This window comes from Sediminibacillus sp. JSM 1682029 (genome assembly GCF_041366435.1).
In the GTDB taxonomy this organism is placed as follows: Bacteria; Bacillota; Bacilli; order Bacillales; family Amphibacillaceae; genus Sediminibacillus; species Sediminibacillus terrae.
This window is the reverse complement of sequence record NZ_JBEWYY010000009.1, coordinates 1-22429: the sequence shown is the minus strand read 5'-3', so window position 1 is coordinate 22429 and position 22429 is coordinate 1. Positions and strand designations below refer to the sequence as shown.

At 47.1% G+C, this 22429-nt stretch carries 19 protein-coding genes and 1 rRNA gene; 13 read left to right on the top strand and 7 right to left on the bottom strand.

The features are described 5' to 3' along the window. Positions 1-212: 212 nt before the first annotated feature. The 3 genes from ABVF09_RS14765 to ABVF09_RS14755 all read right to left on the bottom strand — a co-directional run bounded on the left by ABVF09_RS14765 (position 213) and on the right by ABVF09_RS14755 (position 3384). Complete coding sequence (locus tag ABVF09_RS14765) at positions 213-860, bottom strand: HD-GYP domain-containing protein (RefSeq protein WP_371069530.1); 648 nt, start codon at positions 858-860, stop codon at positions 213-215. 193 nt (positions 861-1053) lie between these two features. Continuing rightward, positions 1054-2304, bottom strand: coding sequence for a hypothetical protein (locus tag ABVF09_RS14760; protein ID WP_371069529.1), 1251 nt, complete (start codon positions 2302-2304; stop codon positions 1054-1056). 204 nt (positions 2305-2508) lie between these two features. After that, positions 2509-3384 carry an NAD-dependent epimerase/dehydratase family protein gene (locus ABVF09_RS14755; RefSeq protein ID WP_371069528.1) on the bottom strand — a complete coding sequence of 292 codons (876 nt, stop codon included), beginning with the start codon at positions 3382-3384 and terminating at the stop codon, positions 2509-2511. A 194-nt stretch (positions 3385-3578) separates the two neighbouring features. On the opposite strand from ABVF09_RS14755, the gene ABVF09_RS14750 reads away from it, so the two are divergent. After that, positions 3579-4076: a DinB family protein gene (locus tag ABVF09_RS14750; protein WP_153461711.1), complete on the top strand. Its 498-nt coding sequence runs from the start codon at positions 3579-3581 to the stop codon at positions 4074-4076. Between the two features lie 29 nt (positions 4077-4105). On the opposite strand, the gene ABVF09_RS14745 is transcribed toward ABVF09_RS14750, so the two are convergent. After that, positions 4106-4648, bottom strand: coding sequence for a competence protein ComK (locus tag ABVF09_RS14745; protein WP_081718191.1), 543 nt, complete (start codon positions 4646-4648; stop codon positions 4106-4108). Between the two features lie 81 nt (positions 4649-4729). Next, positions 4730-4978, bottom strand: a complete 249-nt coding sequence (locus tag ABVF09_RS14740) for a helix-turn-helix domain-containing protein (protein WP_051382133.1) — start codon at positions 4976-4978, stop codon at positions 4730-4732. 428 nt (positions 4979-5406) lie between these two features. On the opposite strand from ABVF09_RS14740, the gene ABVF09_RS14735 reads away from it, so the two are divergent. Genes ABVF09_RS14735 through ABVF09_RS14715 form a run of 5 tightly spaced genes read left to right on the top strand, consistent with a single transcriptional unit; the run spans position 5407 to position 10425 of the window. Next, positions 5407-6327, top strand: a complete 921-nt coding sequence (locus ABVF09_RS14735; RefSeq protein WP_153461715.1) for a hypothetical protein — start codon at positions 5407-5409, stop codon at positions 6325-6327. 52 nt (positions 6328-6379) lie between these two features. Next, positions 6380-7027, top strand: coding sequence for a DUF4129 domain-containing protein (locus ABVF09_RS14730; RefSeq protein ID WP_026771811.1), 648 nt, complete (start codon positions 6380-6382; stop codon positions 7025-7027). Positions 7028-7047: 20 nt separating this feature from the next. Then, on the top strand, positions 7048-8190 hold the full coding sequence (locus ABVF09_RS14725; protein ID WP_371069527.1) for a DUF4350 domain-containing protein: 1143 nt from the start codon (positions 7048-7050) through the stop codon (positions 8188-8190). Continuing rightward, entirely contained in the window at positions 8187-9116 is a 930-nt protein-coding gene (locus ABVF09_RS14720; protein WP_371069526.1) for an AAA family ATPase, read from the top strand. Before ABVF09_RS14725 ends, ABVF09_RS14720 begins: the two co-directional genes overlap by 4 nt. Next, on the top strand, positions 9067-10425 hold the full coding sequence (locus tag ABVF09_RS14715) for a DUF58 domain-containing protein (protein ID WP_371069525.1): 1359 nt from the start codon (positions 9067-9069) through the stop codon (positions 10423-10425). Before ABVF09_RS14720 ends, ABVF09_RS14715 begins: the two co-directional genes overlap by 50 nt. Here the strand turns inward: ABVF09_RS14715 and ABVF09_RS14710 are convergent. Then, positions 10406-11383 carry a stage II sporulation protein M gene (locus tag ABVF09_RS14710; RefSeq protein WP_371069524.1) on the bottom strand — a complete coding sequence of 326 codons (978 nt, stop codon included), beginning with the start codon at positions 11381-11383 and terminating at the stop codon, positions 10406-10408. The genes ABVF09_RS14715 and ABVF09_RS14710 overlap by 20 nt on opposite strands. A gap of 186 nt (positions 11384-11569) precedes the next feature. Here ABVF09_RS14710 and ABVF09_RS14705 point away from each other — a divergent pair, with 186 nt between their 5' ends. Beyond that, on the top strand, positions 11570-12307 hold the full coding sequence (locus ABVF09_RS14705; protein WP_371069523.1) for an RDD family protein: 738 nt from the start codon (positions 11570-11572) through the stop codon (positions 12305-12307). A 544-nt stretch (positions 12308-12851) separates the two neighbouring features. On the opposite strand, the gene ABVF09_RS14700 is transcribed toward ABVF09_RS14705, so the two are convergent. Then, complete coding sequence (locus ABVF09_RS14700) at positions 12852-13400, bottom strand: sigma-70 family RNA polymerase sigma factor (protein WP_371069522.1); 549 nt, start codon at positions 13398-13400, stop codon at positions 12852-12854. A gap of 384 nt (positions 13401-13784) precedes the next feature. On the opposite strand from ABVF09_RS14700, the gene ABVF09_RS14695 reads away from it, so the two are divergent. From ABVF09_RS14695 to ABVF09_RS14670, 6 genes are all read left to right on the top strand, one after another. After that, positions 13785-15167: an ABC transporter substrate-binding protein gene (locus ABVF09_RS14695; protein WP_371069521.1), complete on the top strand. Its 1383-nt coding sequence runs from the start codon at positions 13785-13787 to the stop codon at positions 15165-15167. A gap of 106 nt (positions 15168-15273) precedes the next feature. Next, positions 15274-16170 (top strand): carbohydrate ABC transporter permease, encoded by an 897-nt coding sequence (locus ABVF09_RS14690; protein ID WP_371069592.1) that lies wholly within the window; start codon positions 15274-15276, stop codon positions 16168-16170. Between the two features lie 15 nt (positions 16171-16185). Next, the gene (locus ABVF09_RS14685; protein ID WP_026571341.1) at positions 16186-17010 is read left to right on the top strand and encodes a carbohydrate ABC transporter permease; all 825 of its coding nucleotides are present in this window, start codon (positions 16186-16188) and stop codon (positions 17008-17010) included. A 24-nt stretch (positions 17011-17034) separates the two neighbouring features. Next, a complete protein-coding gene (locus ABVF09_RS14680) occupies positions 17035-20139 on the top strand; it encodes an alpha-mannosidase (protein ID WP_371069520.1) in 3105 nt (1034 codons plus the stop codon). Between the two features lie 178 nt (positions 20140-20317). Further along, positions 20318-21424 carry a GntR family transcriptional regulator gene (locus tag ABVF09_RS14675; protein ID WP_035427212.1) on the top strand — a complete coding sequence of 369 codons (1107 nt, stop codon included), beginning with the start codon at positions 20318-20320 and terminating at the stop codon, positions 21422-21424. 665 nt (positions 21425-22089) lie between these two features. After that, positions 22090-22429 (top strand): 16S ribosomal RNA (locus ABVF09_RS14670); the annotation flags it as partial.

Here is a 22429-nt window from a genome sequence, read left to right as displayed (position 1 = left end):
AAGTCGTTTCGTAAAAACATCCTGCAGGTATAGCTTCCTGCAGGATGATGGAATTGCTGTCTGAACGTTATTATTATACCTGATAGAAACAATAGATGAATAGCGTTTTTTCTTTAAAGAATGTTACAGGGGAAAATCCCGCGTGATTTTTTCTGGAGGATATGAGCAAGCGGACCTGTTTTTGGGTGGATGTTTCCGGATTATAAAAACTGCTATAAAATGTCTGTCGGTTTTTGGACTTTCGAAAATAATTTCTCGAAAAAAGGATAATGGAACGTATCATACCAGTTTGGAGGGAGTTCCAGCTCCTTCAACATAGAAACAAATTCTTCCACCAAATTCCCATCAAACTGCGACCAGGAGCATCGGCGCAATTCGTCAAAAGCATCTTGATGAGACATGTTTTGCTTTCTGTAATCTCTTCTATCATAGGTCATGGTATCAAATGTGTCGCAAATTCTTATTATTCTACCCTGGATAGAAATTTCTTCACCTATCAGCCCACGGGGGTACCCTGTTCCATTCCAGTCCTCATGGTGATCTCTGATAAATCTGGCAGCTCTCCATTTTCCTAATTCTTTTCGTACAATGACATTTCCTATATGGGCATGGCTTTCAATTATCGTCTTTTCCATAGGAGTTAATTTATCCGGTTTCAACAAAATTTCTTTTGCAACTCCAATTTTTCCGATGTCGTGTAAAAAGGCGGCGATCCGTAAATCATCATCATAACAGCCTGCTTTTTTGGCCAATAAGGTGGATAAGTACATGACACGCAAGGAATGATTATGGAATAATTGCAAAACCTCATTATCCTGGGCTATTTCTTCAAATAACGTTTCTGGGGTACGTTTTATCATCCAACCAGCCTCTCAGAAGGGGATACATTTATTATAGCTATAAAAACAGAAAATTCAAATAATTAAAGCTTAGGTATAAGATAACCATAGAGTCGAGAAAGCTTTGTTTTTGTCAGACTTTATCTTTATAAAAATCCTGTCTCTTTCATGATCACCGAAAAAAACCGTTCTCCTTTTATAGAGAACGGTATCTTCATTCATTATTATCATCATCCCGGCTTTCTTCATAACGGCGTCGTTGTCGATAGCCGTAGGTAGTGTTCAACACCGTATCTTCGCTTTCCAGTGCGGCCCCCAATGCCCCGACAAAGGTACCGACAGAACATGCCAGCCAGGCCAGCGTAATGTAATTGGAGAAGTCCACTTCATCATTTATTTGGGATTCAAGGATATCGGCCGGAACAAAGATGACCACAGCCAGAAAGAACAACAGAAATAGTGCCACGTAATACATGATAACAGCGACCATCAATGTGAATACAGTTGCTACATTATACAGTCTGGCAATATACGGTGATTTAGCATCAACGGTGTTCTCCCATAAACCATGGACAACGACGATCCATACGGAGAGCAGGGTGATGGAGGTCAACATTAGTAGTACTAACCGGAAAACTTCCAATGCGTTACTTAACTGCCATAGTGTCGGGAAAATCAGGCCATAGGCACCGGATGTGAAGGCTGCGGCAATAACCTGTTTGAAGGCCGGGAAAATGGTATAAGGCCGGTTGGCTCGGACCATGCCGGTCAACATGCGCCAGCCTCCGTATATTTTCGACTCGACTGTGTAGCGGACATCGACATCATAGTCGGCATCCGGCGTGGTTCTGCGGATTGGAGACAATCGTTCAAACAGTCTTTTCCCGTAAAGATCTTTTGCATTTTTGATTTTCAGCTTTTTGTTGTCTTTATGTTTTCGTCTGAATTTTTCCTGTTGCTTTTCCCGGGCTTCATTAGAACTGCCATAATACATCTCATTGGTTAATTGCAAAATGCTTTCTTCTACACGGTGAAGGATGGGCGCTGCACCGAGCGCGGGCTGGGATAACCAGGCGCTGCCTCGATTTTGGCTGGCTTCGGCCACAATCAGCCGTTTATCAAGGAAGATGGGCAAGTCCGTGATACTAATGGCATAATCCCATCCAAAGCGTTCTCTGGAACGGGATGTTTCCTCTAAAAGTTCATCCGAATCAGCTGTGGCGCCAGTCAGCGGATCGGTGACTGTTTTCACTTCCCAGGTGACCTGGTCATCCACGTAGCGGCTTAGATAATCTGGCAAACTTGCCGCCAGCTTGTTAGCTATAGACTCTGGTAAATCGGGAGAAGGAACCAGTCCCAATGTGATATCTGCTTGGGGATTGTCTGTATCCTGTTCCTCCAGCTCCGTCTCCAAGTGTGTGTCCTGGCGGTCGGCACTCGGTCTGGATGGGTGAATGCTGTCCATGGCGGTAACTCCTTCTCTGTCTAGGTTTCATTCGGTAGGACGTTATTAATTGGTATTTCCGTTTTAACGAGAAGGTAAACGCCGGCTTGCTAGTCCACATAAGGCAAAACGCCAGGTGAGCGGATGAAAATGCGCATGCTTGCACACATCATGCGCATTAAAAAAGCCCGACTTTCCATGGGAAATGTCGGGCTTTTTTGGCGGTTAAACCTGTACTGCCAATTTCTCGATCAGCTTTGGCAGCCAGTCTTGCAGATTGGAAAAAGCAAATCCATGGCCTTCGGCTTTTTCATTGCTCATTGTCCATGTGGATGGGATATTGTACGGAGATTCCGACTCTTTATCCGAGTAAACGACCCTTTGTCCGGTAATTTCGGCAATTTGATTCAGTAACCCTTCCAGGGATACAACACCGGTGGCACAGGCATTGATCGGTTCTGCAATGTGCATGCCGGCAAGCCACGCTAAAAAATGCCCTGCTTCCTGTTCGGAAATGAAATTCATTTCTGCTTGGGGATTATCCAGGTAAACACCCTGGTGATACTTGATCTTTTTTATGTACAGGGCTAAACGTCCGGTATAGTCATTTTCGCCAAGCACTATAGGAAAACGAACAGCAGTGACCGGGAAGGGAGCATGCTGGAAAAAAGCAGCTTCGGCTTGTTGTTTTCCCTCTTGATAGCTGAACGCGTCACTGCCGGCTACAATCAGGTTTTCTTTCATTGGATCGAAATCTTCTTCTGTTACGGGAGGAGTAATCTGCTCCATGTCGTAAACAGACAGAGACGAAGTGAATACATATTTATAGGTTTTTCCTTTGAAAATTTCCATAGAGGTCATCGCATCCTGAGACGAAAAACAAATCTGGTCATAGATGACATCCCATGTTTCATGCTTGAATGCGCGGGCCAGGCTTTGTTTATCGGTTCTGTCCACCTCCACACGGCGCACCGAGTCTCCGAACGGATCAGGTGTTTGCCCTCTGGTGGCAATGGTCACATGATACCCCTTATCGAGCAGCTGGTTGACTAAATGGATTCCGAAAAACTTGGTGCCACCGAAAATCAAGGCTTTTTTCATCATAATTCCCTCTTTCTCCCATAAGTTGAATGCGTTCTGAATGCATGCCATGCATAACATTATCAGGCATTTCCTCCCTAGTCCCAATATACTATTTGCAGAAATGCTTGTGAATTGTTATGGAACAGCCCTGGAGGATACAGTACAATTTTATTGAGTATTCCGAGTCGAATCCGATTAAAGGAGGAACTTTTATGTCCATTTTGAAGGAACAGTATAAACTTGTCCGGTTAACCAGAGAAAATGCATTTGCATTTTGTGAGCAGCTTGAAGCCGAAGACTATACAAAGGAATTGAACGGCTTTGGCTGGGGATCGATCCGGACGCTGCATGTCCACGTTGCGGATTGTTACCAGGCGTGGCTCGGCCATTTTGCCCTGAAAAAAGACAGAAGAAGAGCCGACCCGGAAACAATCACGAACGTCCCGGAAATGCGGAAACAATTCAGGCTGGTAGATCAGCTTGTCGATGAGTTTTTAACTTTCTATCAACAAGACTACTCTTTGCAGATAACCGGCTCTGTACCATGGCAAAAAGAGGAGGAACGTCTTTCCGCCCTCTGGTTGTTCACCCATACGGTAACCCATGAATTCCACCATAAGGGCCAAATCGTCTCGATGGCCCGTCAGCTTGGTTACACTCCGGTGGATACGGATTTGTTGACGCCCGCCGATATGGATAAATATTTATGAGCAGTGAACGTGGTTGTTCGATCAGCTGTTCAGGATGGTGGAGATAGCTCCTCCGGCGGATCAAAACTATGGTCTGGTACGATTTCCTGTGCAGCTCTCATGTGGCTTGAAAGCTTGATGTTGGCAAACATGGTACGTTGGAATTGCTTTTCCAAAACCCGCTTGGATTCCGTCAACCGTAGCTGCATGCCGTTATGGAAAACAATGATGGATTGAACAGCAGTTTCTTCTTTCTTCGGGGCGGACTTGATGTCGAAGATGTGTTCTAAAAAGATCCAGTGGCAGGGAATAGTATCGGGAGAACAGGTGGGAAAGGCAAAGATGTTATTTTCTGGACTGACCGGAATCGGCACCTTTTTCTTCGAACCGGTATGATGGATCACTGCTGAACGGCGTCCGTCATAAGAGGAGCCTGCATTGAGACAAGCATTTTTAATCAACTGCAGCGGTGGCCTCTTTATGTAAAGCTGACGATTCCGTTCCATTACAATGGTTTCATATTCCAACTGGCATGCCGTCAGCAGGGCCATCGTCTGTTTGTTGATTTTGTAATCCTTTTGTACTTTTTCCATCTATAACACACTCCTTGAATAAAATTTGTGCTGAACCATAGATGAAGCAAGATTAAAATTTGAATACGCTTTCATTCAATTTCAGAAAACCTCCGAATTCATATCTTCTTTGACCTCATGGAGGAAGAAATGGAGATTCAAATCAAGTGGATCACAAAGCTTTACAATAATGTAGACAGAAGGATTCTTCTGACCGCGCTCAATTTTTCCGATATAGTTGTCATCCAAATCGGCCATGTTCCCCAATTCACGCAGAGTCATGTTACGTTCTGTCCGTCTTTGCCTCAAGCGTTTTCCTAGCAGTTGTCTAAATACTTGCTTTTCCTTCATTGCTCACCCTCCTTTTTTCTATTATCTTCCTATAAATTGGAAAAATAAAGGTCCTATAGTAACTTTTTTGAAAAAATTGGTGGATTTGGGAGAGGAAGTTGGTGGAATAGGCGATAATTCGTTGTTTCAGGCAGATTTATTGGGTATTTGTCCTTTCCCGTAGTCCCCTTATTTTAGCCAAACGACTATGATCAGTAACGCTCACATATTCGTCCGCCTTTGGTCGCTCTGAAATTTATGCGTTTTTTATGTTCAGTTGAACATCGATCAGAAAGCGTCTCTTTTGGATCCGAAATGAATGGTCAAATCATTGAAAAGGTATGTAAAATCAATTCTAAAAATTTACAATGTTTGTTCGCTAATCCCCCTATCAATGTTAAAATAGTCGTTAGGTATGTTGAAAGATGAGTTTATTGGAGGAATGTAATATGAACGAACAATTCAGGAAGCCGAAAGGGTTTGGAGAGATTCTTGATCAAACCTTTCGATTGAGTAAAAACCGCTTTGCGGAATTTTTCATGATTTTTTTGATTATCGTCGGTCCGGTTTTCTTATTGCAGGCGATTGTCCAACTGCTCTCCGGACGTGGCTTTTTCCGGGAATTCGAGAGTGGAGACACTTGGCTTGAACAGTTGATCGCCACCTTCGATCAGAGCAATGTGGAGACGACATCGTTAGGGGAGGATATCAGCACGTTATTCGTCGGACTGATCGCCATGATCTTGACGGCGGTGGCTTATGGAGCGATCCTGTTCGCCATCAATCATATTAAAAACGAAGAATCATATACAGTCGGCTCTGTGATTAAACAGGCATTTTCAAGGTTCGGAGGGATTTTGGGCAGCAGCCTGTTATTCGGGGTCATTCTATTTGCACTGTTTTTTGTGCCCCTGATCATCATCATTATCGGCGGTATGGCCGGTGCCTTTATCGAACCAGTCACCGGAATCATTTTCATCATCGTCTTCATGCTTGGTCTGATGCTCGGGGTGGGGTTGTTGGCTACTCGCTGGGGTTTCTACCTTGGAAGCACTGTCCTGGATAAGGAGTCGCCGGGTTTATCCCGCAGTTGGAATTTGACTCGCAAGCAGACATGGAAGCTTTTCGGATTGTATCTCATTTTGTATTTGATTACGGCTGTCGTTAATACAGCCGTGGAGTCAATCTTTGGCATCGCCCTTGGAGCGAGTGTCCTTTTTACCATTCTCGTCAATTTATTTTCATTAATTACGTCGATGATTTTTGCTGTCGGTTATTCGGTGATGTTCTTGGATAGCAAGACACGCAACAGTGGCGAGGATTTACAGGAAATGCTCGATGATTACCAGGATGAACAGCAGTTCCGTTGATGATAACCACAATCAAGCAGTGATTGGGAAGGCAGCAGGCAGGTGATAGGGAATGGCAAGTAACGAAAATGCTAAACGGGAGCTGGAGAAGATCCTCGAGCAGGATGAATACCAAGCATACCAGGAAGAGTCGAAAAACTTCCTGCAGGCATGGTGGGAAAAAGCGAAACAATGGGTGGCCGACCATCTTAGTGACTGGTTTAATTCCCTCACTCCATCGAGCGGGGCGGCAGATGCCGTCCTGCTGTTGATTATTGTCGTCGTGGTGGCCGGTCTGGTGATCGGCATTGTCTTATGGAGCGGCAGGGTCAAGCGGCGGCAGGCATTCCGCGATGTCGCCCCCTTGCAGGGAATGGACGAGCGGCAATGGTCATACGGGCGTCATCTGTCCGAGGTTAGGAAACTTGAGGGAGAAGCTGCTTACCCTGCAGCCGCCCGCCATTTATTTCTCGCCTTGCTTTTATATTTTCATGAGCGGGAATGGCTGGAGGCGAGAATTTGGAAAACCAACTGGGATTATTATGAAGAATTGCAGAAAAGCGATCAGCAAAAAGCGGAGCAATTTTATAAGCTGGCATTGCTTTTCGAAGAAGTCACCTATGGAAACAGGCATTTAGAACAAGAAGAGTACGAAGCGTACCGCCGCCAGGCGATGCACTGGCTGCGTTCAACAGAACACCCTGCCGGCAAGAATGGGTAGCGGAGAAGGAGGAAGCAAGCTTGCGAAAATTATCATACCGAAACACCTGGCTATGGCTGGCGGCTTTTCTCTTGTTGTTTGTCGGGCTCAGTTATGTGATTCAAGGTCAACAACCTGAGGAATACCCGCCGTATCTTTCCACTTCTCCGTCACCTACCGGTACAAAAGCAATGTACACATATCTGGAAAATGAGCGGGGGACGGCGGGGCGTTGGTCTGCGTCTCCCGAACGCTTGCCTTCGGGAAAACGCGGCAGCATGCTGCTGATGATAGAACCGTCTTTCATGCCAGATCAAGAGGAAATGGACGCATACCGGGAATTCGTGAAAGCGGGAAATACCTTGATGTTATGGATGAACAACCCGGATGGCCTGTTCGATATACAGACAAGGCAGCAAATGCCGGATCCTGCAGGTACGACGACATTGAACGATTTGGACGGAGAGGAATACCGAGCGGAGGTTTCTTCGGTTTTTCGGTTGCAGGAGCGAGATACCGACGAAGTATTGCTGGAAGATGAAGCCGGAGCGTTGGCGCTGAAGCGAAAACTCGGTGACGGAGCGCTAGTTGTTTCCCTAACCCCCGATTGGACCATGAACCGGTTGATAACAGAAAACGACCATGCGGCGCTTTTGACTAAATTGTTGAGTGCTGCAGCAATCAATGGTGGCAGCAGCTTGTTGTTTGATGAGTATGTCCACGCTGGCGAAAATGCAGCAGGCGTCACCACTCTGTATCCGAAGTGGCTTTTGGTACTGGCGCTGCAGGCGCTGTTACTCACGATTCTGTGGCTTTGGTACCGCGGCAAACGGTTCGGACCGATCGACATTCCGAGGGAAGAATCGGTGCGATTCAGCGACGAGCAAATCCAGGCAGTTGCAGCTTGGTATCAGCGAGGCCGTTATTACCACGATTCCCTCGTCACGCAAGCCGACTATGTAAAGCAGCTTTTGCTGGAACGGCGGGGGATTGTTTTGAATGGGGATTGGAAAACGGCGGCAGATAAACTGAGCAGCAAAGCCAAGTATATACCAGCAGAAGAAATCCGGGAATATGTCGAGGGATTGGCAGAAGTAGTCGGGAAACAAAATCTCAGCAAACAGGAATATTTACTATGGTCGAAACGACTTGATCGATTAAGGGAAGAGGTGGAAGATAGATGAGAACAGAACTGACCGCTTTATTGGAAAACTATGAACGATACATATACGGACAGCGGACCAATTTGAAACTGCTTTTATCGGCCGTTCTGGCAGGGGGACATGTGTTGATTGAAGGTGTTCCGGGGACCGGTAAAACCCAGATGGTCCGGACACTGGCGAAGCTTGTCGGCGGGGACTTCAACCGGATCCAATTCACGCCGGATCTGTTGCCGAGTGATATTACCGGGAGTATGGTATACAGCATGAAGGATGGTAACTTTCAAACGCTGAAAGGACCGATTTTCACCAATGTCCTGTTGGCGGATGAAGTCAATCGTACGCCGGCCAAGACCCAGGCTGCGCTTCTGGAAGCGATGGAAGAAAAACAGGTGACGATCCAGGGCGAGACCTATCAGCTGCCGGAAGTGTTTTTCGTGGTTGCCACGCAGAATCCGATTGAATACGAAGGGACCTACCCATTGCCGGAAGCGCAGCAGGACCGGTTTTTGTTCAAGCTGGACATTGCTTTTCCGGAATTAGAGGAAGAAAAAATGGCTGTCAAACAGGCTTTGGAGCATCGTCCTGCCCGGCAGGAGGCAGAGGCGCTGCTGGATATCGAGACTTTTTTGACCATCCGCCGCGAAATCGAGCAAGTCAAAATCAGCGACGAGGTTTTGCATTACACGATGGAACTGGTCAGAAGGACACGTGGGAACGAGTCGATCCGTTTTGGTGCCAGTACGCGGGCGGCGATTTCCATCGGCAAAGCTGCCAGGGCTTGGGCGTATTTGTCGGATCGAGACTATGTAACGCCGGACGATGTCAAAATGGTGGCCCGTCCTGCACTGCGGCACCGCATTCAATTAGCCCCGCACGTAGAATTGGAGGGAGCGACTGTTGACCAGGTCATTCAAGAACTTATTGGGTCGGTTGCTGTTCCGCGATAAAGGAATTTTGCCTACCAGGCGGCTGTTAGGCTTGTATGCTATTTTTTCACTGGCGATGACGCTGCTGGCAATCGGCGGGATGGCCTGGATTTATCTGGCCGTGTGCAATGTGCTGTTCTTGGTTGTCAGCCTGCTTGATCTATTGCTGTCACCAGGGAAAAGAGAGTTGTCGTTCAGCCGGGAAATACCGGAGGAAATGGAGCGGGGCATTCGATACACGATTACACTTCAGGTAGAAAACCGTTCGCAACGATCGGCAGGCTTCCGTATGATTGACCGAATACCGGCAGTTTTCGAGCGGCCGTTTCCCTTGACGGGCCGGATAGAAGGGGAAAGCACTGTCCATGTCGACTATTCGACGAAAGCCGCTGAGCGGGGAAAGTACCTGATTGATCAATTATACGTCCGGTATACAGGAATGCTGGGGCTGTGGGAAAAACAAGCCACTCCGGCGCTGGCGGATACAGTCCGTGTCATCCCGGATCTGACTGCCACGAAACAATATTTAGAAGGTGCGCAGCAATTTTTGCTGTATGAAGGAATGACCATCCGCAAGCGGCAGCGTGGACAGGGTGAATTTGATAAAATCAGAAGTTATGTCGTCGGAGATGATCCGAGAATGATTAATTGGCGTCAAACCGCTAAGCTGCAAGAAGTCATGACCAATGAGTACGAACCGGAGCACGGCAAGTATGTCGCGATTTTGATCGATTGTGGCAGGATGATGGGGGCGGAGCTTAAAACGGGAAACCGTCTGGAAAAAGCATTGGAAGCTGCAATGACAGTCGCTGCCGCTGCCTTGCAAAACGGAGACCATGTATCTGTTGTCGGATTTTCCAAGGATATTCAGGTGTATGTGCCGCCTGAGAAAGGGATGGCCCATTTGCAAACGATCCTGCATGCTATTTACAACTTGCAGGTGGAAGCCAGTGAGTCGAATTACGCAGCGGTTTTACAGTACTTACAGACGGCCCAGAAGAAACGCAGCATGATTTTGCTGTTTTCCGATGTCACTGCCTTTTTACAGGAAGAGAGTGGGTTGGTGTATTTGAAACGGCTGCGTCAGCGCCATCTGTTTTTCATGGTCGGCGTCGAGGATGAAACCATGCGGGAAAGAGCGAAACAGTCATCTGACGATGTACGGCATGCGATGGTGAAAAGCATTGCACAGAAACAGCTTTTATATACAAAACAGCAAAAAACAAAATGGGAAAGGCAAGGCCTTTCCCTTGTGGAAACGGAGGAAGACCGACTGGCGGCCTCCGCTGTTTCTCAATACATGGACGTGATCAATCGAGGATTGCTATAGCCTCCGGCTGCCGCTTCATCAGCAATTTGCCGATGACTATATAGGCGGCCAATCCAACGATGGTAATTCCGGCCACAGCATACTTGGCTTCCAAGGGGAGGGCGGCAGGCGTGATAAAGCCTTCGATGATGCCGGCAATGATGAACAGCGGTACCGTTCCGAGCATCAGCATCACCGAGTGTTTTGCCTGCTGCTTCAACTGCCAGCCGCGGGAAAAGTTGCCTGGGACGAACAACTTATACCCCATCAGCAAGCCCGCGCCCCCGGCTATAAAAATGGCGGTCAGTTCAACAATACCGTGCGGAACGATAAACGCCCAGAATTCATAGGATTTTCCGTAGTGCCAGAACAGGGCAGCCAAGGCACCGACGATAAAGCCGTTGTATACGAGTAAATAAACGGTCAACAGCCCGAACGTGACCCCTCCGGCAAAAGCCAGGATGGCCACCTGGATGTTGTTGGTCATGATGGTCGCCGACATATAAGACGAATCCACGGAATTGCTTCCTTCGCCCAATTGTTCGGGCTCGACACCTTGCACCATGTCTGCCGGGAGGATGGCGTACAAATGCATGGGATCGTCAGCCACAGCAAGAAAACTTGCCAAAGCACCGAGCAGGAACAGGAGCATGGCGACCACGACGGCTTTCCATTGCTCGAGGAGAAGCCCGACAAACGTGGTAGTGAAAAATTGCCGGATCTGTTTGCCGCTGGAGGTTTGGTCTTTATAAAGGATGTTATGCGATTTTGACACAAGCCCGTTCAAGTAAGCAGTAACCTCGTCGGATGGGAAGTAGGTCTGGCTGTAGGATAAGTGCTGGGCTGCTTTTTGATAGAGCTGGTGAAATTGGTCGATATCCGATCCGTTGGTTTGTTTCCGCTTATGGAGCCTGGTACCTAGATCCTCCAGTTGCTTCCATTCTTCACGGTGTTGTTTGACGAATTGTTTTACTTGCATGGGTTCACCTCTGATTGACGGTCCAATCGACCGCAGTCTTTGTTTCTATTATAATAATCTTGTAAATAAATAGAAACCGTCCATCGCTTATTTTTTTGTAGAAAGGGGGAGGTCCTTATCAACAATCAAGAACAGGTAAACATTAAAACACCGGAGTACGTCTCCCTGCAGTTTACGACAGCAGGTTTGGGAAGTCGGGCCGCTGCTTTGATCATCGATCAGTTGATATTGACGGTGGTAAATTTGCTCATCATTCTGTTGGTGTTCTTACTCGATTATGCCAATATCGGCAATATTGCGAGTGTGACAGGTTCGACCATGCCGCTGGCTATTGCAGTCATTGTCGTCTTTTTATTGAACTGGGGCTACTTTTTCGTGGCGGAATTTTTCTTTGGTGGAAAAACAATCGGCAAAAGGTTGATGGGGATTAGAGTCGTCCAGGACAACGGACACAGCATTACCTGGCTATCCAGCCTGATTCGCAATTTAATGCGCATTGTCGATATGCTGCCAGCCAGCTACTTGCTCGGCATGCTTCTGGTATTTTTCCATCCGCGCCATAAGCGGCTCGGCGATATCGTGGCCGGCACGATTGTCGTGCATGAAAGGAAAGGGAAAAATAAAAAACAGGCCAAAAACATCGAAAAAGAAGTCGAAAGCAGGGGACTTAGCAAAAACGATTTGAATCTGGATGAGTGGACAATCCGTTCCCTCGGAAAAAAAGAATGGGATTTGCTGAAAATCTATGCCGCACGCTTCCACCAGCTTCCGCTAGAGGAGCGATATCAGCTGACCCAGCAAATGACCGCCGCATTGCTTCCTAAAATCGGCATTGATAAAAATAAAAAAGATATAAGAGAATTGGAGAACATCCTCCTGGTCTTATACCTGATTTTGCGGGATGAGTGGGAGTTTGAGTGGTAGGAAGATTTAATTCTCTTTCTCTATCTCCGATATAATCTAGGGGTGGATGGTGGATATATTCTCTGGAACAGCAAAAGACGCGGTACAATCTCAAATGAACGGAATGGTATTACAGTTAGCGAAACTGTTAGGAACAGTATTTTTAGCAGGGATAATAGTAGGAGTTTTACTGGAAATAGTCCCTATACAAGTACCGAGACCAGTAAAAAATTTCCTGATAACCGTTGTTTCATTAATAGCTTTTTATTATGCAATACAGTGGTATCTTGGATAGAGGAAATCCGGGCGGCATTTGCTGCCCGGATTTTTGTGCTTAGGACGGTTTGGACGGAAGAAGATCAACTTGGCGTGCAAGAAGAGCGAATCCGTGCCAAAGAGGATCAACTCCGGGAAAGAAGATCAACCCGGCAAGAAAGAAGAGCGAATCCTTACCAAAGAGGATCAACTCCGGGAAAGAAGATCAACTTCCGGCCGAAGAAGATCAACCCGGCAAGAAAGAAGAGCGAATCCGTGCCAAAGAGGATCAACCCGGCGGGAAAGAAAATCAACTACCGTGCAAAGAATCCTCCAAACGCACCACCCGTCTGATCTTCGGTTTGGCGGCTCTTGCCCAATTTTTCACGGCAGCTGTTGTGACCTGCTCCTTCTGGGCAATGGCTTTGACCGATAGATCCTCGAGGACGTATAACTGGAACCAAATCATTTGTTTTTCGGTGAGAACGCTTTCCAGTCGCGCAAGTAAGTAGGGGTCTATTCCTTCCTGCAAAAAGGTGACCACTCGATCGGGATTGGCTTTTTCCATTTTTATGAACTTTTCTTGTTTTTCCTGCTGACGAGTTTGCTTGCGGATGACACTAAGCAGTGCTTTTTCCATGCAAAAATAAGCATAAGTGGAAAATTTACCGCGCGCCGGATCATAGGATTCGCACGCCTTCCATAAAGCGATGGTAGCTTCCTGATAGAATTCTTTTTCTGGATCACGGATGTTCCATTTATTCAACAGGTAGAAAATCATTTTTTCGTAATCTGCCAAAACCTCTTCAAAACTGCTGACCTTGTCCAACTTACCCTCGTTTCCTAAAGGCGCCTTCATCGTTTATTCCGCGGTACATCCATCTTAGCTGCATTCGGCTCAAGAATCCTGGAACGAAAGGGCGTCTTTGGGAAGAGCTTATATAGGAATCATCCTTTGATAGGATCAAAAAAACTCGTCGGAGAAGTTGCACTTTGAAAATGAGAAATACAAGAATGGGCTTTTTAAAAAAAGAATATTCAAAAAATTCATAAATATTATATTGACCTATATAAATATATCAAGTAAGGTATGTATATACCAACTTAGCATCTGGAAGGGAGGACGGTGGCCCGGAGCCGAACGGGAGACAGACTTTTGCAGCTAGAGCTTTCTTTTTTCACCTGATTTGTAAGCGCTTACCTAGATTGGGAAGATATTTCTGATAAAAAGGAGCGATTGACAATGAGGTTTTTTTCTTGGAGAAAAATGATTGGCTTTATGATGGCGATGGTGTTTTGTTTGATGGCTGCTGCTTGTTCTGATGGATCTGCTTCTGAAACAGACGGCGGTAGTGCTGATAAAGAAATCAGTATTACGTACAGGTCTGGCGGCGGAACCAATAAAGGTTTGACGGACTGGCTCCATCAGGAAGTGATTCCGCAATTCGAGGAAGAACATCCGGATGTCAATGTGAAACTGGCGCCTTTGGAAGTGAATGAAGGGGACTATTTTGCCAAGGTGTCTCTGCTTCTGCAATCCGAAAATACTGCCCCCGACATTGTCACGGAGGACACCTTCATGGTCAACTCGGATGCAAGCGCTGGATACTTAGAGCCTTTGGATGAACGGATTGAAGGCTGGGATGAGTGGGACAGCATCACCGAAAACGTAAAAAATGGCGTCATCGCGCAGGATGGCAAAGTTTACGGCGTACCATATAACACCGATTCGCGCGGTCTTTGGTATAACAAAGAACTGCTAAAGGAAGCAGGTGTGGAAGTGCCATGGGAACCGAAAACCTGGGATGACATCCTTGCCGCTGCCACTGCTGTAAAAGAGAATCTGACGGATGATGTAGTGCCGCTTTGGATGAATTCAGGAAAAGCAACCGGAGAAGCGACTTCGATGCAAACATTCCAAATGCTGCTTTATGGAACGGACGATCCATTATATGATTCTGAAAGCCAGAAATGGATCGTTGAAAGCGACGGGTTACTGGATTCATTTAAATTCATCGATGCGGTTTATGAACAGGGCCTCGGACCGGAGCTTTCTCAGGTATTGAACGGCCAAGGTGGTACGGTCGCTTATCAACAATTGATGCCGCAAGGGAAGTTGGCGATCGGCCTGGACGGTATCTGGCAGACCGGAAACTGGCATGAGGATGGAGCTGCTCCGTGGCCGGAAGCTTTCGATACGCTCGGATTCGCGGCAATGCCTACCCAGAATGGGGAAGCTCCGGGGACGACTTCGATGTCCGGTGGATGGGCACTTTCGATTCCCGCCAAGTCAGACAGCAAAGACCTCGCATGGGAGTTCATCAAACTCGCTTCCACCAAAGAAAACAACCTGAAGCTACAGCTGAAAGACGGGAATCTGACACCTCGTGAAGACGTGGCACAGGAACCGGAATATTTGGAGATGGAAATGTTCGAGGAAGCATCCTCCTTCCTGGAGAACACCCACTTCCGTCCGGCTGTAGACAAATATCCGAATGTCTCCACGGTGATCCAAACGCTTGTCGAAAATGTCGTCTCCGATAAAATAACGCCGGAAGAAGCGGCGGAGCAATACAAACAAGAAGTAACGGAAATTGTCGGGGAAGACTTGGTTACAACCAAATAGCTGATTCTGCTCCCTGCCGGCAGGCTGCGGCAGGGAGCTCCGCATTCACATTCCCAGGGAAAGAGGTGTTCACGTGCGTGCAGATGTTCAAACCCAGCGGAACCAAATCGGCTCTTCTGCAACCGGCAAAAAGAAGAAGGATCCAACCGCTTTGCGTTCGGTTTTGTTCCTGCTTCCTTCCTGGCTATTGTTGCTGGTCTTTTTCATCGGACCTATCCTGCTGACGTTCTACTTTTCTTTTACCAACCTGGCATTGACGGGAACACAGGCACAGAACATTGAATTTGTCGGATTTCAAAATTTCCTTTCCATGTTCGAAGATCCTACTTTTCGCATCAGTGTCATGAAAACCATCGTCTTCCTGTTTCTTTCCGCAATCGTCGGCCAGCAGATTTTGGGCTTCCTGTTGGCAATATTGATGAAAGAAAAAAACCCAACTTTTCGCAGACTGATCGGCATCATCGTGATTGCCGGATGGGTGACACCGGAGATTGTCGTTGCTTTTTGCTGGGTGGCGTTTTTGAATGACAACGGGACGTTAAACATGATTCTCAATGCCATCGGATTGGAATCCGTCACCTGGCTGTACACGTTCCCGATGATCAGTGTGTGTATCGCCAACATATGGCATGGGACTGCGTTTTCCATGATGGTTTTCCAGGCGTCGCTCGACGATGTGCCGAAAACGATCGAGGAGGCCGCAACCATCGACGGTGCTTCCCGGTTTCAGGTTTTGATTCGCATTATTTTGCCCATGGTCAAGGGGTCGATCGTCACGAATATGATCCTGGTCACCTTGCAAACTCTTGGTGTTTTCACCTTGATTTTCACCATGACAGGCGGAGGACCGGGCACGTCGACGCAGACACTGCCTATCTTCATGTATAACCAGGCTTTCGTCAATTATCAATTAGGCTATGGAACGGCGATTTCCTTGGTGCTGTTGATTATCGGCATCATTGCCAGCTTGTTCTACATCCGGTCTATGAAAGTGAAAATATAATGGGGAGGGAGCAATGTGAATCGTTTTAAATGGGAGAGAACGATCCCTTATGTCATTTTATCCATCATCGGCATTTGCTTTTTACTTCCGCTTTTATGGGTGCTGTTTGCCTCGTTTGATGCCAATGCCCAGCAGGCGCTTACGATACCGGACTCGTTCACGCTTGCCAATTTCACGGACATTTTATCCGAGCCGGCAACGATCCGTTCATTCATTATCGGGTTGTTCTTATCCTGTGGCCAGGCGCTTCTGGTCGTCATTGTCGGTGTCATTGCGGCCTATCCGCTTTCCAGATACACGCAGAAATACAAGAAACCATTTATGTATTCTATTCTGTTTATGACTTCACTTCCGATCACAGCGGTCATGGTACCGGTCTATCAGTTGTTCATTTTCTTGAACCTGCAGGATTCCCTGGTGGGGACCATGCTGTTTTTGACGGCCTCCGGTCTGCCGTATGGAATCTGGATGCTGAAAAATTTCATGGATGCGGTCCCGCCGGAGTTGGAAGAATCCGCATGGGTAGACGGGGCATCGATATGGAAAGGGGTCAGACGGGTGGTGGCGCCTTTGATGATTCCGGGGATATGCACCGTTGCGATTTTTACATTTTCCATGAGCTGGGGCAATTTCTTTGTCCCATACATTTTGATTCAGACGCCGGATAAGTTCCCGGCCTCTGTCACCATCTATCAATTTTTCGGCACTTATGGCATGGTGGAATATGGAAAGCTTGCGGCTTTTTCCATCATCTATACACTGCCGGCGGTAATATTGTACTTGTTTTCGCAGCGCTTTATGTCTCAAGGCTTCAGCTTGGGCGGTGCTACAAAAGGATAATTTTTTCAAAAAGGAGTGTATGCAATGTTTTGGACAATCGAAAAGCTGGAAAGACGGATTCAGGAGTTAGATTCTTATCGATATCGCGATCTTCAGCCGATACATTCATTTGAAGCGTTACTCGATCCGGAGGGGGGAGTCGGTGAACGCCCGCCTGCTCAGGGGGATTGGCAGGAAATGAAACTGCACGACCGCTGGGAGGGCCGCGATAAATACTTATGGCTTAAAACGAAAGTGGAAATACCAAGTCAGTGGCGGGAACAGAAAATTGTCGGTGTGTTTGATTTCGGTAAAACCGGGGGAGGACATAATTCCGGTTTTGAGTCATTGCTTTACGTAGACGGATCCCCTTATCAAGGGGTGGACATGAACCATCAGGAGGTGTTTTTCGCCCCATCTGTTGCCGGTGGAAAGGTCGATTTATGTTTCCGGCTTTGGTCCGGTTTGGAAGGGGGCGGCAAGCGGACCATTCAGGAACACCAGTTGAAGACGGCGTTTTTCGCTTTGTTGGATGAGCGGGTGGATGATTTGTACTATACGGCCACAGCGGCCATTGAAACGGTGAAGTACTTAGATGAAAATCAACCGGAAAGGGTTGCGCTCCTAAAAGCATTGGATTCGGCATTCCTGCTTGTGGACTGGTCTCAACCGGGAAGCGAGTCGTTTTATGAAACGGCTTATCAGGCACAGGAACAATTGAATAAGGCAGTCGATGCGATTCCGAACCATTATCCGGTGACTGTCCGTGCGATCGGGCATACCCACATCGATGTCGCCTGGTTATGGCGGCTGAAACATACGCGGGAAAAAGCGGCACGTTCTTTTTCGACCGTACTCCGCTTGATGGAGCAGTATCCGGACTATGTATTTTTGCAAACCCAGCCGCAATTATACGATTATATCCGGGAAGATTACCCGGAAATTTATCAACAAATAAAAACACGGGTCGAGGAAGGGCGCTGGGAGCCGGAGGGCGGCATGTGGCTGGAAGCGGACTGCAACTTGACCTCCGGTGAATCGCTCGTACGCCAGCTGTTGCTGGGTACCCGCTTTTTCCGGGAACAATTCGGCAAGGAATGTGAATACTTATGGCTGCCCGATGTGTTCGGATATAGCTGGGCATTGCCGCAAATTTTGACCAAGTCGGGAATCAAGACCTTCATGACTACGAAAATAAGCTGGAGTCAGTACAACCAAATGCCGCATGATACTTTTAAATGGCGCGGCATAGACGGAACGGAAATCCTGACGCATTTTATCACCACCCCCGAAGATAATCGCTGGTTCTATACGTATAATGGGAAAATCACTCCGAGGACGGTGAAAGGCATCTGGGAAGCCTACCGGGATAAAGATATCAACCAGGAGCTGATTTTGTCGTATGGTTATGGAGACGGAGGAGGCGGCGTCAATCGGGAAATGCTGGAGATGCGCAGGCGACTGGATAAAATGCCGGGTCTTCCGGAAGTGAAAACCGGGAGAGCCGACGAATACTTCCGGCGTCTTCACAAAACCATCGACGGGACCGACCAATACGTCCACACCTGGGATGGCGAGTTGTATCTGGAGTATCACCGGGGCACGTACACAAGCCAAGCATACAATAAGCGGATGAACCGCAAAATGGAACTGCTGCTGAGGGAAACGGAATGGTTGAACACGCTTAAAAGCCTGCATCTTCAAAATTGGTCGGGTTATCCGGCTGAGTCGCTGACAGGAAGCTGGAAAACGGTATTGCGTAATCAGTTCCATGATATAATTCCTGGTTCTTCGATCCGCGAGGTTTACGAAGACAGCAAACTGGAGTATGAAGAAGCGGAACAATTGGCAAACAGGGCTTGGGCAGATGCCGCCAATACATTGGTCGATCCGGAAGTAGACACCTTCACCATTTTCAACAGTGCTTCCTTTTCACGTGATGAGGTCGTTGTCGTGGAATATGACGGCGATGGCTTGGAATGGAAAAACCACCATGGGGAGGTGCTGGAATCCCAACCAACTGCTGATGGAAAGTGGCTGGTAGAAGCGAAGAATATTCCTTCCCTTGGCACGAGTACTATTCACTGTGAAAAAGGTACAGCTCAAGGTCGGTCTATTTTCCAATCTGGCGAGCATGGAATCGAAACACCGTACTATCGGATCTCCTGGAACGAAGCCGGACAGCTTACCGGAATTTTTGATAAACGGTACGATCGCCAGGTGCTGGCTGCAGATGAACGGGCCAATGTCCTGCAAGTATTTGAAGACAAACCGATGCGTTTTGACGCTTGGGACATCGACTTGTATTACCAGCAAAAGATGAGGGAAATTGATCAGCTGTCCAGTTGTGAGGTCATCGAAAACGGGCCGGTTCGTGCAGTTGTCCGGTTTGCATGGACTTACGGCGACTCCACTGTTGAACAGAAAATGATGGTTTATGCAAACAACCCGCGCATCGATTTTGCAACAGATGTCGACTGGCACGAACGGGAGCAGCTTCTGAAGGCGGCCTTTCCGGTCGATGTCCGTTCCACGGAAGCTACCTATGACATCCAATATGGCAATGTGAAACGTCCGACGCATTGGAACACGAGTTGGGATTATGCCCGTTTCGAGTCGGTGGGACATCAGTGGGTCGATCTGTCGGAGACTGGCTATGGTGTAAGCCTGTTGAATGACTGTAAGTATGGACATGACATCAAAGACAATGTGATGAGGCTCACTTTGTTGAAAAGTTCCATGAACCCTGATATAGAGCAAGATCAGGGGGAGCATCATTTTACTTATTCATTGTTGCCGCATAACGGAGACTGGCGCGAAGCTGGTACTGTGCAGCAGGCATGGGCGTTAAACAATCCACTGACTGTCCAATCAGGAGTGGCGGACTCCCGATCGTTGTTCCGGCTGGATAGTGAACATGTAATGGTAGACGCAGTGAAAAAAGCGGAAGATGATGACCGGATTGTTGTCCGTCTTCATGAATATACGGGAGCAAGGGGAACAATCGAGGTCGTCAGCGATTATGAGATAGTATCCTGGCAAGAAACTGACCTGATGGAACGAAATCCAGCTTCTTTAGAAAGGGAGGAACCGTTCCGCTTTGATATCAAGCCTTATGAAATCAAAACCTTTCTAGTGGATTTAAAATAGAAAAAAAGCTGTACGTCTCCTTTTTCCCCCGCCACTGGCAAGTAGTAGGGCGGGGGATTCTTGCACGGGCGACTTACTGAATTCACCAATAATGGAAAACACTGCGACTGATGATTAGCCCTTTTGTTTTAAATGGTATATCATTATGTTAAAGGTCTTAATACCCAGAGGTGACCACATGAAGTCTTTATATGAACAGGTTTACGAGTCGTTAAAGCAGGAAATCATCGCTGCCAAATATAAACCGGGAGACCGGGTGCCTTCGGAAAAAGAATTATCGGACGCTTTTCAAGTAAGTCGGATCACCAGCAAAAAGGCTTTGGAAAAGTTGATGAATGAAGGGTATGTATATCGACAGCGCGGAAAAGGGACTTTTGTATCCGAGTCGACATCGGAAGGCGGGCGGCGGACGGATAAGCCATTATTCGGTTTAATTGTCACCACGTTTGATGACAGTTTTGGAAGCGGTTTGATTGCTGCAATCGAAAGAGCTGCCGACGAAAGATGTTTGTTTATATTGAAGTGCTCTTTAGGAGATCCAAAAAGGGAAGAAAGAATCGTGAAGGAACTGCTTGATTACGGAGTGGATGGCCTGATTGTCTTTCCTGCTCAAGCAGAACACTACAGCTCCGAAATATTGCGGATGGTTGTCGATGAATTTCCGTTGGTGTTGATTGATCGTTCCTTCAAGGGGGTGGCGGCTACGTCGGTTTCCACAGCCAATGAAGAAGCGGCAAAAACAGGGATCGATTATTTATTCGAGCTTGGCCATGAACAAATCGGTGTACTGGCTCCGGATAACTTTGAAACCACCACGATCGAGGACAGACTGGATGGTATTGTCGAGGCATTTGCTGAAAAGCAGGTCGTTGTCAGCCGGGATTTATGGTGTTCAACATTAAAAAGTACTCTCCCGACACCATTGGGTTCCAAAGAAGCGGATATCGAATCGATTAAAACACATCTGAAAGAACATCCGCAAATCACGGCTTTGTTTGCCCTTGAGTATAATATCGCTGTCTTGGCTAAGACTGCGGTGGAACAATTGGGGCTTTCTGTGCCGGAAGACATTTCCGTTTTGTGCTTCGACAGTCCGCCATGGAATGAGCTTGAATGGAATGTCACCCACTTGAAACAGCAGGAAGCAGAGTTGGGAACGCTGGCTGTCGAACGTCTATTGAATATGTATTATGATGAAACCGGTTTTGAAAAAGACAGGCTGTCAGCAGAATTGGTTATCGGCGCTACGACAGCGAATGTGAAAGTAAAGCATCCTAGTTCCTGAACATCAGTTAGCCGAATTCTTTCCTTATTAAACAGTTGAAAACGGGTAGAGGTTCCTTCTATCCGTTTTCCTGTTTCCTGACTGTTGCAGCTTCTTCCCTTTTAAGGAGAGTATTCAACTTTTGTATAGTCAGTGAGGTATTACTAGAGTGATGGATAGGAAGATCTATTACGGAAAATATTACCTTATGAAAAAGGTTGAGTTCTTCGTTGGTGCATGATATATTTATAACTCCCTTCGAGTAAGGGAAGCGGCAGAAAAGAGATTCGAGAACATTCTTATTTGAACGTAGCTAAGAAAGTGTTGATTTTTCATCTGTCACATGTTATATTAATTAAGTTGCTGTAGTAACTTGCGACTTTGGAATTGGGGAAAAGTGTTGACTTCACTAGCTTATTCATGTTATATTAATTGAGTTGCTTATTTGAAGCGCAAACAATCCATTTCAAAAAGTTATTGACTTTATTCTAGCAATCTGATATAATAGTTAAGCTGTCGTTGAGGCAGCAAGAGACAATTTGATCTTTGAAAACTGAACAAAACAACCAGTATGTCAAGCAAGATATACAAGCTAGTTTTTTGAACGAGCAAGCATCAAATGATCGTCGATTAAGTTCGCAACGTCCTGTTGCAACATCGACATCAGCACATCCATGTGCAAGTCATTTATGGAGAGTTTGATCTTGGCTCAGGACGAACGCTGGCGGCGTGCCTAATACATGCAAGTCGAGCGCGGGAAGCAGGCAGATCCCTTCGGGGTGAAGCTTGTGGAACGAGCGGCGGACGGGTGAGTAACACGTGGGCAACCTGCCTGTAAGATCGGGATAACTCCGGGAAACCGGGGCTAATACCGGGTAATACCTTTCTCCGCATGGAGGAAGGTTGAAAGGCGGCCTTTTGGCTGTCACTTACAGATGGGCCCGCGGCGCATTAGCTAGTTGGTGGGGTAACGGCCTACCAAGGCAACGATGCGTAGCCGACCTGAGAGGGTGATCGGCCACACTG

Excerpts from the sequence above, each read along its gene's own strand:
- ABVF09_RS14755 (WP_371069528.1), bottom strand. The coding sequence starts at position 3,384 with ATGAAAAAAGCCTTGATTTTCGGTGGCACCAAGTTTTTCGGAATCCAT.
- ABVF09_RS14745 (WP_081718191.1), bottom strand. The coding sequence starts at position 4,648 with ATGGAAAAAGTACAAAAGGATTACAAAATCAACAAACAGACGATGGCC.
- ABVF09_RS14750 (WP_153461711.1), top strand. The coding sequence starts at position 3,579 with ATGTCCATTTTGAAGGAACAGTATAAACTTGTCCGGTTAACCAGAGAA.
- ABVF09_RS14720 (WP_371069526.1), top strand. The coding sequence starts at position 8,187 with ATGAGAACAGAACTGACCGCTTTATTGGAAAACTATGAACGATACATA.
- ABVF09_RS14730 (WP_026771811.1), top strand. The coding sequence starts at position 6,380 with ATGGCAAGTAACGAAAATGCTAAACGGGAGCTGGAGAAGATCCTCGAG.
- ABVF09_RS14760 (WP_371069529.1), bottom strand. The coding sequence starts at position 2,304 with ATGGACAGCATTCACCCATCCAGACCGAGTGCCGACCGCCAGGACACA.
- ABVF09_RS14710 (WP_371069524.1), bottom strand. The coding sequence starts at position 11,383 with ATGCAAGTAAAACAATTCGTCAAACAACACCGTGAAGAATGGAAGCAA.
- ABVF09_RS14675 (WP_035427212.1), top strand. The coding sequence starts at position 20,318 with ATGAAGTCTTTATATGAACAGGTTTACGAGTCGTTAAAGCAGGAAATC.
- ABVF09_RS14700 (WP_371069522.1), bottom strand. The coding sequence starts at position 13,400 with ATGAAGGCGCCTTTAGGAAACGAGGGTAAGTTGGACAAGGTCAGCAGT.
- ABVF09_RS14735 (WP_153461715.1), top strand. The coding sequence starts at position 5,407 with ATGAACGAACAATTCAGGAAGCCGAAAGGGTTTGGAGAGATTCTTGAT.
- ABVF09_RS14680 (WP_371069520.1), top strand. The coding sequence starts at position 17,035 with ATGTTTTGGACAATCGAAAAGCTGGAAAGACGGATTCAGGAGTTAGAT.
- ABVF09_RS14740 (WP_051382133.1), bottom strand. The coding sequence starts at position 4,978 with ATGAAGGAAAAGCAAGTATTTAGACAACTGCTAGGAAAACGCTTGAGG.
- ABVF09_RS14695 (WP_371069521.1), top strand. The coding sequence starts at position 13,785 with ATGAGGTTTTTTTCTTGGAGAAAAATGATTGGCTTTATGATGGCGATG.
- ABVF09_RS14765 (WP_371069530.1), bottom strand. The coding sequence starts at position 860 with ATGATAAAACGTACCCCAGAAACGTTATTTGAAGAAATAGCCCAGGAT.